11 protein-coding genes are annotated in these 13,776 nt (G+C 41.5%); all 11 read right to left on the bottom strand.

The features are described 5' to 3' along the window. Positions 1–156: 156 nt before the first annotated feature. The 11 genes from BQ7344_RS11405 to BQ7344_RS11355 all read right to left on the bottom strand — a co-directional run bounded on the left by BQ7344_RS11405 (position 157) and on the right by BQ7344_RS11355 (position 13,650). The gene (locus BQ7344_RS11405) at positions 157–417 is read right to left on the bottom strand and encodes a hypothetical protein (RefSeq protein WP_072522640.1); all 261 of its coding nucleotides are present in this window, start codon (positions 415–417) and stop codon (positions 157–159) included. A gap of 14 nt (positions 418–431) precedes the next feature. Then, positions 432–707, bottom strand: coding sequence for an acylphosphatase (locus BQ7344_RS11400; protein ID WP_072522639.1), 276 nt, complete (start codon positions 705–707; stop codon positions 432–434). Positions 708–711: 4 nt separating this feature from the next. Then, on the bottom strand, positions 712–1,263 hold the full coding sequence (locus BQ7344_RS11395; RefSeq protein ID WP_072522638.1) for a phosphatase PAP2 family protein: 552 nt from the start codon (positions 1,261–1,263) through the stop codon (positions 712–714). Between the two features lie 71 nt (positions 1,264–1,334). After that, on the bottom strand, positions 1,335–1,577 hold the full coding sequence (locus BQ7344_RS11390; protein ID WP_235816105.1) for a hypothetical protein: 243 nt from the start codon (positions 1,575–1,577) through the stop codon (positions 1,335–1,337). A gap of 18 nt (positions 1,578–1,595) precedes the next feature. After that, the gene (locus BQ7344_RS11385; RefSeq protein ID WP_072522637.1) at positions 1,596–2,621 is read right to left on the bottom strand and encodes a transglutaminase domain-containing protein; all 1,026 of its coding nucleotides are present in this window, start codon (positions 2,619–2,621) and stop codon (positions 1,596–1,598) included. A 56-nt stretch (positions 2,622–2,677) separates the two neighbouring features. Then, positions 2,678–2,848 carry a chorismate--pyruvate lyase gene (locus tag BQ7344_RS11380; RefSeq protein ID WP_072522636.1) on the bottom strand — a complete coding sequence of 57 codons (171 nt, stop codon included), beginning with the start codon at positions 2,846–2,848 and terminating at the stop codon, positions 2,678–2,680. A 29-nt stretch (positions 2,849–2,877) separates the two neighbouring features. Continuing rightward, on the bottom strand, positions 2,878–4,689 hold the full coding sequence (locus BQ7344_RS11375) for a DUF6320 domain-containing protein (RefSeq protein WP_072522635.1): 1,812 nt from the start codon (positions 4,687–4,689) through the stop codon (positions 2,878–2,880). Positions 4,690–4,691: 2 nt separating this feature from the next. Beyond that, on the bottom strand, positions 4,692–5,618 hold the full coding sequence (locus BQ7344_RS11370; protein ID WP_072523423.1) for an alpha/beta hydrolase: 927 nt from the start codon (positions 5,616–5,618) through the stop codon (positions 4,692–4,694). A gap of 197 nt (positions 5,619–5,815) precedes the next feature. Next, positions 5,816–11,074, bottom strand: coding sequence for an Ig-like domain-containing protein (locus tag BQ7344_RS11365; protein WP_072522634.1), 5,259 nt, complete (start codon positions 11,072–11,074; stop codon positions 5,816–5,818). A 116-nt stretch (positions 11,075–11,190) separates the two neighbouring features. After that, on the bottom strand, positions 11,191–11,919 hold the full coding sequence (locus BQ7344_RS11360) for a histidine phosphatase family protein (protein ID WP_072522633.1): 729 nt from the start codon (positions 11,917–11,919) through the stop codon (positions 11,191–11,193). 45 nt (positions 11,920–11,964) lie between these two features. After that, positions 11,965–13,650 carry an IS1096 element passenger TnpR family protein gene (locus tag BQ7344_RS11355; RefSeq protein WP_235816104.1) on the bottom strand — a complete coding sequence of 562 codons (1,686 nt, stop codon included), beginning with the start codon at positions 13,648–13,650 and terminating at the stop codon, positions 11,965–11,967. Positions 13,651–13,776: the final 126 nt, after the last annotated feature.

Here is a 13,776-nt window from a genome sequence, read left to right as displayed (position 1 = left end):
CTCATCTATGAAAAGATTCTGCACATCCCTGTTTTTTCACGAAATAGCAAAATGTTTTTCTGTAGTTTTTCACGAAAATGCGAAATGTTTGCATGTAGCTATAGTACTTACCATAACCATCATACAAAAAGAGCAGGTTTTCACCCGCTCATTCTGTCAGTCTTCATCAAAGTTTGCCGCATATATGCCTTCCGGAAGTCTCATTGTAAGAATCCCGAGATTAAATTCATGATCCATGATCGTAATGTGATACTCAAAAATCACATCATCCTCAAATTTGGACAGTAACACATAACTGCCGTTCTCTTTTCCCTCAATCTGGTCACAGATATCTTCGTACACAGCCTGACCGGAAATCTCTCTCGGATATCCCGCTGCTTTGATCTTCGCTTCTATTGCCTGATATAATTCGTCCATTCGTGTGCCCTCCTTTAATACCGAACTCTGAATCTCCGTTCTTCCTCATCCACAGAAATCTCACGTCTTCGGATATCGTCAATCTCTATATAACGGTCATTGTAAAGTGCCTGTACAATCTTGTCAATATCTTCTTCCAGTCCCTGCAGCTCCGTCAAAACAGATCCGTCATATTCATTTCTCGCCCATCCGGTCACACTGTATTTGTCTGCCAGATAACCAAGCTTGTAGCGGAAACCCACACCCTGAACTCTTCCATAAAACTGAATGGATTGTCTTATCCTGTGCATGTCGTTACCTCCGTATCTGTTTCCCTGCGTTCTTCCTTCCGGAAAGCTTTGCTTCCAGAAATTTCACCAGCCGGTAGCCCACATATCCTGCCAGGATTCCAAAAACCATACCACCCAGAACATCCGTCGGATAATGGACATACAGATATAATCTCGATACTGCGATCAGACAGGCAAGTACCAGTGCCGGTTTCCAGAGCTTCTTTTCACCTGCGAGATATAACGCGGTAACCGAAGCAAAAGATGCGGCTGTATGTCCCGATGGGAATGAATAATCATGAAGCTTTGCCACCAGCAGCTGCACACTGGTGTTTACATCGTATGGTCTTGTTCTTGCTGCCAGATTTTTTACTGCTATATTGCAGATCAGCAGATCCATGATCAGTGCTGCTGCCATAATGATTCCTGTTTTTCTCATCTTTGGTATGATAAGAAAAAGCAGTGTCAGGATAATCCAGAAAATCCCCGCATCCCCCAGCTTTGTGATTGATGTCATAATTTTATCCAGAATCGGTGTATGTAACGTCTGGAACCAGTCAAGAATATTTAATTCCATCTATCTTCCTGCACTTTCTAGTCTATTTTTATCAGCGCTCCGTAAGCCGCGTTCAGTCAGGGCACATCATCTCAGCGGATCTTACGCATCTCACCATCAATCAGAAATACCTGATCTCCTTCATTGATATCCAGCTCATACAGCCGGGCATCCTTCTCTCTGACTGTCATTTCTTCACCTGTATAATTACTTTTCAGAAGGACATTGTCCTTCACTGCCATCCCGTCCGGACGTCCCTCACATCCGAAATCCGGCTCATCAATACGTAAAACATTAAATGTCTCAAGCATGTCTGTCTCCCCTTTTATTGCCATTGTACTGCCGTGTATCTGTTATTCCTTTTCCCCTTCATTTGCATCTTCCATTGTGATGCATTCCTGCATCTGTGCTTCTGTATAATGCAGACGCAGTACAGCCTGCGGCCAGTTGATATTGACTGCTGCTGTCTTGTTTTTTTCTTCACCGGCTTTACGGATAAGTCCGAGGAGTTCATTCAGAACTTCTCTTGTCAGGTAGCCGCCTCTCCAGTGAAATGTCAGCGTTTTTCCCTTTTTTGCTGCCTGAAGTGAACGTTTATACACATCTTCTGTCTTTGTAAAAGACAGCTTCTTTTCTCTGTAATAAAAGTGGTCGTGATCTGTACAATGAGGTGCTGCTGCGATCAGTGGCTCATGATCCCGGAAGATACTTTTGTCATCAAGATTGAAATAATCATAACGAATATCTTCGACTTTATCACTGTTTCCGAGTGTATTATCAAAAGTCGCATCCAGATGATAATACGTCCCTCCGATCCGAACAATGTTCCAGGTATGACGATATTTGATACCTTTTTCCGGATTGTTTCCACATATTGCGATCACGCACCAGACGCCCAGCTCATCCAGAAGGACTTTTACTGCCTTTGCAATGCCCTCGCAGACACCCACGCCCTGTCCGAGCGGGCCGATGATCTCATGAGAATAAGCCTTTTTGAGCTTGTCATAGTGTACATTCTGACAGATAAAATCATGTACATATTTCTCTTTTTCCCATTCGGACATGTTCTTCGCCGGACGCACAAGCTTTTCAACTCTGGATTTCATTGCTTTCTGATGCTCTTTTATTTTGCCTTTATCAAACAGATATTCCGGAACAAAAATAATATTCGGTGATTCTTTGTAATATCGGTATTTATATCCCGTTGCCCAGAAAATCTCCGGATGATCCAGACGCAGCTGGAAAAAGACATTATACAAAGTCTCTCCGTCCAGTGCCGGAATCTGAAACTCATCCGCCAGTCCGGAAAGTCCCTGAAGGATTCCATGATAGGCAGCCTGTTCCTGTTTATTCATATGGTTGTAGTAATACTGTTCCATAACTTTCTCCCGAGGTTTTTCTCAAAGCATTGCAGACAACTCCGCTTCCTGCTCCTCTATTTCATGGAATACTGCATCATTTCATAATGCAGAATACATCCCTCATAGATTTCCATCGGAAGCAGTGCCCTCGCCACCAGCTTCAGTTCTTCCTCCGGTCTGTCGATTCTCTGCAGATGTGCATAATCTCCATCAATCCGTTTCACTTCATAATCACATTCTAACATCGGTATTTTCCTTTCTCGTAAATCACATTTTACATTCTCAGTTTTTTTCGAAATTCTCTTAATGTATCTTTCTTTCGGAAGATAAACATCCCCGCCAGAACCAGAAAACTGATGCCTGTACAAAGTACGGAAGGCATCGTATATTTTATGATTCCGATCCAGATAAGAACTGCCGGAAGGCATCCGATCATCGCCGCCTGAAGCAGATAATACAAATATTCTTCCCTCTCCAGATGGCTGACCTTTGCGATTACAGGGACACTTCCAAGCACCGCAAGTGCCCCAAACGGAAATGCAAAATCTACGGACCAGCCTTTCCATCCGATGAAATGATCCCATAATACGCACAAAATCGTAATGAGCAACAACTGCCATGCCAGGTTTTTGAGGATGTTTCTGCGTTTAAAATATGCCACTCCGACAACAAGCCATGCACACAGACAGCCAGCCGCAGCAAACCAGAACCAGTTCAGTGTCTCCAGCATCAGATAGTTGATCATCCCACAGATCACAGCTACGGCAAGACACAGAAAACTGAATGTCTGTAAAACCTTCTTCTCTTCTTTTTTCTGCTGCTCCCCACATCCGGGAAAGTCATTTTTCTCTTCTTTATATGGAATTTCTTCCTCACGAAGCATCCGCATAAAGTTCTTCTGAATGCTGTCATCTGGAATTTTGGATGTAAATCCAAGCACCATCTGATCTTCATATGAACAGGAACAAAGCTGCAAAGAATTGGTACTTGCAAAGATACCAAACCGTTCAATGTAGGTTTTATACGCTTCTGGGAAACGCAGAATCCCGATATTCGAATATACCGCTGTAATACTCCTGCTGCCAAGATTCGCCCCCGCCATCATAAAATATTTTTTAATTTCAAGCGGCACCGCACGTATTACCGGATTCTTTTCCAGACGCACATATCCGTTCATATCCATCGCTATTTTATCTTTTACAAGCTTCTCTTTGAACTGTTTTTTTACGTCATATAATACATCCTGAAAGATTGTCTCATCGGAAAAAGTATATCCAACTTCAATCCATCCGAAGAAATTCCCCATCGACTGAGATGGAAAATAATTGCGCAGATTGACCGGTATCATCAATGCAACTGGCTTCTTCTGCCGGTTCTTCGGAATCTCCTCATGTATCGAACAAAGCAACATTGCAGTAAGCAGAACCGTAATCGAAACACTATAAGAACGCGCCTTCGCCAATGTCTCTTTTACCGGAATAACTACCTCTGTGATCTGCATATCTGCATGCAGTAATTTTTCACCTTTCAGCTTCACAGCTGACGGTTTTTTTTCTTTGTTTTTCGGAATATCTGAGGAATAATACTGTGAAAAACTATCTTCTTCCTGCGCTCCCGGTGTCGGTTCCTCTGCATGTTCTACACGTGGTAAGTTTGCCTCCGGATGCGTCAGGATCAGATAATTCTGTACCAGTTCACTTAAAAAATTCATTGCTCCGGTACCGTCTGTCAACGCATGATATACCTCAAAATTAATACGGTTTTTGTAATAACTCACCTGAAATAAAAGGCTCTTTTTATCCGGTATATAAAGGCTGCTGCACGGCGGCCTCTTTTCCTCTTTTACAAATGCATCTATATCTCTTCGCTCCAGATAGAACCAGAACAGTCCCTTTCGCAGAACTGCACGGAACAACGGATATTTCTCCATTGTCTGATCCAGTGCACGCTGCAGAATTTCACTGTTGACAGCCTCTTTTAACTGACAGTAGAACCGAAAAACTCTGGTGTCATTTTTATCTGTGACAAGTGGAAAAGCCAGTGCTGCGTTATCTAATTTTCTCCATTTTGAGTATCCTTTTTCCACGTTTATTCGCTTCCTTTACTTAAAAAACGATTCATAATATCAAAACTTTCCTGTACATGCAAAAATCTGATTCCAAGTGCAAAATAGCCATGAAGCGCATCCGAAACCCTGTGTATTTCCACATAATTTCCGGCTTCTTTTAATCGTTTTCCATATTCTTCGCCCTCATCACGGAGAGGGTCAAATTCCGCTGTAAGAATCAGTGTGTCAGGTAAATTTGTATAGTCTTTTTCCATCAGCGGAGAGAAATACGGATTATTTCTGTCCTCTGCACAACTCTCATACAGGGTCAGATAATCTTCCATTTTGGCTGCCGTGAGAAGATAGTCTTCTCCGTTTTCCTGTACTGATCTGTAAGGTGATTTTGCTGTATAACAGTTGTTTACTGCCGGATAGATCAGAATCTGTTTTTTCGGTGTAAAATCTCCTGTATTACGGGCTTTCAGGCAAACCGCCGCTGCCAGATTTCCGCCCGCACTGTCCCCGATGATCGTGATTCGATCCGGATCAGCAGGTAATATCAACCGCCCTGTATAGAGTGCTTTTGCCGCCTCATAACAGTCTTCAAACGGAATCGGAAAACGGTATTCTGGTGCCAGGCGGTATTCCACCGACATCACGATATGTCCGGTGGACTGCGCCATCCGGCTGCATACCCGGTCATAATTTTCGATGCTTTCAGTCACCCAGCCGCCACCATGAAAAAACAGCAGTACCGGATATTTTTCTCCCTCTACTACATCGCCGCTCATGGCTTCCTCCGATGGAAAATAAAGCCGCACCGGCACCTCGTGATTCCCATTATAAACCTTTGTATCTAATGTCTTAAAAAAAATCCGCATTGCATCCAGCTTCTTGATATCTGCCAGCCGCCTGGATGCTTCCACCTCAATATTTCCATAAGATAGTGCGTGTAAGATCGTGCGCATTGTCTTTGAAATCAAATATTTTCTCCTTTTGACTTTTGTTCTCTTTCAGGATTTTTTCATTCATTTGTTAATCCTCAAATTCATATTTTACATCTGCTCCTATTGTATCGCGAAATGCTTTGTTTTGAAAGTACAAAAAGCAATGCCGGAGGATTGATTTCCCCCGGCATGACTTTTTGTATCAAATATCTCACATTTTATTTAACTGTTATTCTGATCCTGTAAATTTTTCTTCCGGATTTGACAGTAATGATTGCTCTGCCTGTCCTGTTTGCTCTGATCACACCTCTGGAAGATACACTTACAATTCTCTTATCAGAAGAAAAATACTCTACTCTCTCTCTGCTTGTAATTGGCGAGAGTGTCACCGCAAGTTTCAATGTCTGTCTGCGTTTCAGACTTACCCGTGAAGAAACCCTCTTTCTGGTAGACGCATTTGTCACCTGCAGAGATCTTGTCGCAACATTTGCATTCTGAACGTTGACCTTAAAACTTTTTTTCAGACCGCTCCGAAGCTGCACAGTGATCGTCGCAGTTTTACCTGCTCTCAGTCCTTTTACTTTGCCGTTTTTATCAACAGAAACGACTCTTGTATTGCTCGACTTCCAGGAAACAACTCTGTCGCCTTTTCCCATCGTAACTCTTGCTGTGAAAGTCTGTCTCGTCTTAAGCGGAATCGTACCTGATACATTTAAACTGATCGTTGCCTTCAGTTTCGCAATAGATTTTTTCTCTTTCTTTTTACATACGCGACAGATACGTTCCTTCTGTCCTGTATTAAGGACAGTGGATTCTTTTGTCGTTTTCCAGTACCCATATTTATGTCCTTTAGCCGGTTCCGTCTGTACCTTCTCTACATGACCACAATAAACACATCTTCTCTGTTTCTCACCGGCTCTCGTACAGTCAGCTTCCCTCGTTACTTTCCATGAACTGTAACCGTGACCGGCTGCTTTATCACCTTCAACCACACGTGTATGGTTATGAACTTTGCATTCCTGTTTGCAGGATGCACCGGTTGTACAGGAGGCTTTAACAATGGTTCCTGCAATTGTTTCCCATTTGCATGCACCTTCCCGGATGGTCACCGTAGATTCTTTTTTATTTGTATAAATGTAGATCATATAACTAGTATCTACTTCAAAATACTGCGTATCTCCGGCATTCGAAGAAGTTCCTGTTCCACGCATCCGGGCCTGCGCTGACTCCTGTGCTGCCAGTTTTTGTACACTGCTTACAGAACCATTTTCCACATCAACAAAATAATAACCTGTTTTTTTCGGGGTAAACATTACCGGAACAACCACCTGATCAGATGCAGGAATCTTTGTACTGATACCTGTATTCACTGTCTGTATCTCATCCGGAATATCTACTCTCTTATAATCTACCTGAAGATAATACTTTCGAAGTGATACAGTGACTGTGTAGGTATCTGCATCTTTCCAATACCCATCCTCTACGGTTATACCATATCCTGCTGCATCATTTTCGCCATAAGCAACATCTTCCTCAGTTCCGTCTTTGTAGTAAACTGTCAGAATCAGTCCTTCCAGAGAAGCCTCTATATTACCATCTGTGTTATACACCGTATTCTGAATCGGTTTATTCTTGAATTCTACACTTTTTACTGTTTTTGCCTTTTCGATTTTGAAGGAGGTGCTTCCGTTACAGTCCATGTTCCTTCTGCCGACTCTGACAAGATATGTCTCACCACCGGTAAGCATTGCAGTTACACTTTTTTCGTTAAGTGTCTCTGCAGGTACACTCTTTACTTCTATAGACTGAAAGTCACTATATCGCACATTATAACTGTAGGCATAAGCATATGGTATCGCTTCTCCATCTTCTGTCTCAAACTGCATAATGTATTCGCCTGACTCAGATGGTGTAAAGGTAAAATATGCATCTACACCACTATTCTGGAATGGTTTTACAGAAGTGCCATTTTCAATAGCCTTCATGCCCTCGATTCCTTTGACCGGAATCCAAACCGTATTCTGATATGTGTTTTCCTTTTCAGGATCATAATATGTCAGTTTTATCTCGTACTTTGTGTCTTTTGCATCCAGCACTGCTTCGCTGTTATCTACAAATATCTTCCACTTATTGCCATATTCATCGCTTCCTTCACAGTCATATGAACCCCAGGATCTGAATTCCGATGCAGCTTCAACCAGAGTGGAATGATCTGCATAATTAATCCGAAGATCATATACATCCAGTACTCCGTTCATAACTGTCATTGCATCCTCTGTCGCACCTTTTTTCAGAACCAGTTCCAGACTCTTGATGCTCTGATGTTCTGTCTTTGCAAAATGTACGGTAAGATTTGACCCCTTATATGGATCCCAGATCACTAAATATCCATAAGTTTTTCCTTTTTCCAGTTTTGCTGTCAGGACGACATTATCTGCCGCATAAGGATAAACATCTCCAATATTCTTATCTTCTTCATAAAGTGCAACATATGGATATACATTACCTTCTGTCCAGAACTTATAATACCCTGTTTCAGTCGGTTTAAATATAAAATAAAGCGGTTCCTCCCTATGCATGTCATTGAGGTTAAATGTCTGATCATACTTTTCATCCATCACATATCCATCATCTTCTGCATTCTCTCTTTTCTTGATCTGCAAATCTACAGAATACGGTGTGGAAACCATGACAAAATATGTTACACCCGTAGTCAGATTCGGCATACTTCCATGATTTGATAAGCTGCCATCATAAACTGAATACACATTTACAGTCGCTCCGTCAGAAACCTTCACTTCATAACCGGCACTTGTTTTCGGTATAAATTTATAAAATTTACGTTTTACAGGTTCGACAGTCTTTGAAGCCCCCTCTTCAAGCTCCTCAAGATTCTCTGCATTCGGCATCGTTACCTTAATTGTTGTACCTATTATCTCAGTTCCACTCAGTGAGATTTCATTCCCCTGTCCGTAAATATACGGTACACAGTTCCATTCTCCTTCTGTCAGTAGACTGTAGTATTCCGCTGTTTTTCCACCTTCTGTACTGGCTCTGTATGACAGCATACCTCCGTATACCGGATCATTCATTCCTATTATCTGCCCAGACCCATCACTGTATGTAACTCTGGTTCGAAGATTGATATTCGACAGATCATCTATGCCCGCAATGTATTCGTTCTTATCTGCAAGTATTTCCAGCTTCACCGGTTTCTGCAATTCCGTAACTTTGACCTGAAGATCTTCAAGTCCTGTGTCTGATGTAATGTACAGATAGTACGCGTTTCCTCTTACAAGTTTTTCGCAAAATTCCGAAACGTTTGAATAGGTCTTTGATGTACCTGTATCCCCAACACAATACACATTTACCTTCTTATTAAATTCAAACCGGTGTCTGCCTGTGAAATTAGCCAGATACCTTGCAGAAATCTGATTGTCTTTCGCTGAAAGTGTCTTGCTCTCGCCTTCTTCTAAGCTATCCTGCGGAGCCACTTCTTCAAAAGAAGCAATATGTACCGGAATAGAAGTCGTCGCTTCTATGCCATCATAAAATACTCTGTATACATATTCTCCTGCTTCCGGATCGTATACTTCCGTATACTGATCATTTTCTTTTTTATATAAGGAATATTTCAGAGTCTTTCCATATGAATCTGTTTCCACTCCGAAAATACCACCGTAATTCAGTTTTCTAACCTCAGATCCTTTTTCTGTATTAATACGTACTTTTATAAAATTGAATTCCGGTTTCTGCCCCTCTATACACTTAATTTCCTGCGGCATATAAGATATAATTTCCACAGACTCCGTTTTCGCCAGTCGTTTCAGAGTCAGGTTCGTACTGGTGGTATCTGTCGTATGATTATAAATATCAATGATATATTTATGACCCTGTTCAAGTTTGTACAAAACCCTTCCGTTAATTTCATTCAGACGCTCAGTTGTTCCGTCTTCCTTCACTTCTATTACTAAATACGACAGCCCTGTTTCTGCGCTGATCATATAGTCTCCGGTTACTTCCGGTTCAAATTTATAAAACTGTCTGTTGGTTATATCTATTTCCTGTGTTCCTTCTTTGATGCTATTCAGCTGAGCATAACGGTCTGCCAGAGATTCTACTTTTATTGGAACCTTCACTTTCATAAGTTCCTGACCATCTTTTTCTAATGTAAAAATGTACGTATAAGAACCTTTCGGCACATATGCATTGTTCCAGTCAAACGACTTTCCCTTATTTTCACCATCTGCATAAACAAGATCTGACATTACTATATTTCCATCAGGATCTCTGTACGTTGCATAACCAAATTTTACGTCAAAATCCTTAGGTTCCTGATTCGTATAGTTAAAGCGCAGAAGGCGCGAAATTGCTTCACCATACCAAGTTTCGTAATTCTCAAGCAAAGTAACTTCTGACTGTGTGGTGCTGATACTTTCAAGCTGTGGCACTTCGCTTAAAGTAATAGTTGCCGTTTCATTTGAAGAGTCATCCTTATCTCCGCCATATACCTGAAAATAAACCGGTTCCTTTGCTTTCAGCTCCCACCTGCTGCCCTCAAGTTTTTTATAGATTTTATAAGATGTACTTTCATCCGCAGATTTATCTTCAATCCATGGAATGCAATAGGCTGAACTCGTGCTGCCCTGGTAAATACCGTCTCTTTGCGGCACAAATTTATAATATCTGTATGCATTTCTGACCGAAATCACTGGGGTTTCTCCTGTCGTAATTTCACTCTGGCACACTCCAACTTCTTCAAGATTATGTATATATGCAGGAATATCTGCGCTTATAGTTTCATCTTCATCACATTTAAAATACAGATAGTAATTGCCCTTCGGCAATTTCTGTCCCATTAAATCTTCACCTGCGGGTCCTCTTCTCAGCGATGCCCTTATCGTATATCCTTTTGTCTTTTCAGCATCGCAATATGATGTTTCACCTAATGGAAAAATGAACTCTGAAGTCGTATCATCAGCAAATTTTAACGTAATCTGAACTGCAACATAATAGTCTATCCCTGCCACACCGTCACGCATGGTATTCTCACTTATTCCCTTTACTTCCATACCAGTCAGTGTCGGTGTGCTTTCATCTCCGTCAGAAAAAACTTCAATATTCGTTTCCTCATTCTCTGCGTCTGCATCTGTCAACGCTTCTTCATCAGTGATCTCTATTCCCTCTTCATCCGCACCGTCCTGCGTCTCTTCGAATACATCAATCTGCTCTTCTGCGCTATCGCTATCCTGTGATTCACTGTCAGAAATTTCAATCTCATTCAACTCAGATGAATCCCCCTGATCCGACAAAACTGCTACATCAGCACTATCTTCCGGCGCAGTCTCCAATTCTGCCTCTGTTTCTTCCACAGCCTCCGATGTGAACTCGGCTGCGCTTGCCATAACCGCCGTTCCTTCCACGCTAGTTACTGTCAGAGCCGCTGCCAGTATTAAAGCCAGTGTCTTTCTCTTCATAAAAAATAATCCTCCTTTGATTCGCACAATTTATCTTATGTAATCGAATTATCATAAAATAATTGTATCAAAAGAGGATTACAGATGGAACTATCCAAAAGGATAGTCTTTGTTATTTAATCATGTCGTTCATCGTTGTCATAACATTCGCAGAAACGTGCTGCAAATGCAGGTGGTTCATCATATGCATATAAATGGGAAATGTCTCCATAGGAATTCATACGGAAACCTGCGATTCCTTTGCGTCGTTCTTCACTTGTCAGAGTAGTAACAGAACTCGGAGCTGCACACATATTATGCCAGAGTACCATCGGCGACATACTGAGCAGGTGACTTATAAGCACACAGCCCAGCCCGAAATGACAGAAGAAGACAAGCGTATCATTATTAGCTTTTTCTACTCTATAGTAGTGTCCGTCACGGACATAACCATGCTCTGCAAGAACTTTATCAAATTCACCGGTTACCTGATCATAATAATATTTCATGTTGGCTTCCTGCATGGCTTCATTCTCAAACCAGTGATCGTACTGATAAAAACGCTCATCCTGTGTCCAGTCCTGCGGCAGCCAGTCCCATGCGCAGATTTTGCGGTCAGGCACATCCGGTCGATGGATCAGTACATCAAACTCACGAAGCCAGTCGCATTCTGTTGCTGTACGGTTCATTTTTTTCAATGTGCACGAAGCTGTATCCTTCGCACGTCCCATAGTCGAAACATAAAAATCTTTGATGTCAAGTTTTGAAAGTTTTTTGGATAAAAGCTCTGCCTCTCTCCAGCCTTTCTCAGTCAGTGAATCTATAGAATAATCAGGATCACCATGACGCACAATCAATAATTTCATTTTTGTTTCAACCTTTCTGTATAAACCCTATGCTTTCATTAAATATCAGTTTCTTCCGCAACATTTCTTGTATTTCTTTCCACTTCCACACGGGCATGGATCATTTGGATAAACTTTTTTCTTTGGCTTCATATTTACTGCCGGAGTATTTGCCATCGGTACGAAAGACGGCATTGCCGGAGCAACCGGGGCCGGGGCAGCAGCCTGTTCGGCACGGCTGACCTCATTTGGTGTATATCCGCGGAAATCAAGCATTCTTGTGTTATTATTTACTTCCATCATGATCGGAGCAAATCTCTCCATCTGACGGTCAGAATCAAACACAATATCACGTTTTTTGAACTCTTCCATGATGTCAGAAAGCATTCCATCCATGGAAAATTCTTTGTACACAATGTAAAGAAGTTCTTCAATCTTTTCTTCTGAAATATGAAGTTCATCTCTCAGGAAAGAAGCCAGTTTTCTGTAGGAAACATCCTGTGAAGGATATCCGTGTTTTGCATAGTCCAGAATTTCTTCCACTGTCGGAATATAGAAGTCTCTGTCTCCCTGGAACTCTTCGATCTTCTCATAAAGGTTGTCCTGAAGAACCGCTTTCCAGATCATCTTATCACCTTTTATGATGCATATATCATCTTTTTCAGACAGCTCATTCAGAATTTCCATGAACTTTTCATAGTTCACTCTGAAGCCATCGCGTTTGCGGTACATGCGGTATACGATCTTGAGTGGTGCGATTGCATAAATCAGTCCCATCATACTCTGGCAGGAACGCATCCAGCTAAGCTGACGGCATTTTTCCTGTAATTCCGGGGTATTGATCTGATTATAAACAGCAATAACTTCCTGCGGAACTTCTGCATGATTATCACTGTATGCTACAATGTAACCCTTATTGCTGAACCATTCCAGTTCTTTCCAGTCTTTATGTGTTGCAAGGAAACATTTTCTTGTAGATGCATGGTCAAAAGCATCTATTTCCCATTCATCCGCCTGCAGAAAAATAGATTTCATCACTTCCGGATCAAGCACTTTCGCAGCAATCTGCTCTGCAAGCTCTTCTTTGGAAAGTCCTTCATACGGGATCTCCAGTTCTTTTGCACTTTCAACCAGATCTTCTTTATTATAGGAATTCAGATAATCTTTTACTTTCGGATTTCTTGTAAAGGAAACTTCCGGCTGCTCTGCTCCGGATTCCAGCTCCATCTCTGTAATTTTCTTTGCGATCACATCTGCAAGTCCGAGTACACCATACTTTTTATTAAGAAGTGTATTGATTTCCTCTGACTCTTTTGACCAGAAATCATCGTCCGAAGATTTTGTCTCTTTCAAAATAACCGGGGTGGAAACTTTCTTTACACCATCAGCTGTTTTGATTTCTGCATCTTCAACCTTTTTCTCAATATCTGCACGGTATTCCGGAAGATCCGCTTCTTTTACGCGGAAGGTAAACCATGCTTCTGTATCAAAAAACTCTGAAGTCTTTGTATCTTTGGCTTCCAGATATTCATAGTTTCCTTTTGCGGTGTCTGCTCCCTGTGCAGTCAGGTTGGAAATTCTGACTTTTTTCTGGAAAAATTCAATTTCATACAGATCTGTACTCTGATATTCCAGAATGTCCTGCAGCATTTCTGCCAATTTTTCAAAGTTAATGTCTGCCGGTATCAGGCAGCGTCTCCATATCGGAGGTTTTGTTCCTTTTCTTGTGATTTTTAACTGATAAAATTCCATGTGTTCACCCTTTATATGCTTGTCTTTATAAAACATAAAAGCCGGAACAGATTTTATCCGCTCCGGCTTCATTATCGTATCTTCAAAACCACATACATGTTGACATTTGCAACCAGATCATGACCA

This window comes from Blautia sp. Marseille-P3087, assembly GCF_900120195.1.
Taxonomy (GTDB): Bacteria; Bacillota; Clostridia; order Lachnospirales; family Lachnospiraceae; genus Blautia_A.
This window is presented reverse-complemented; position numbering and strand designations above follow the sequence as displayed.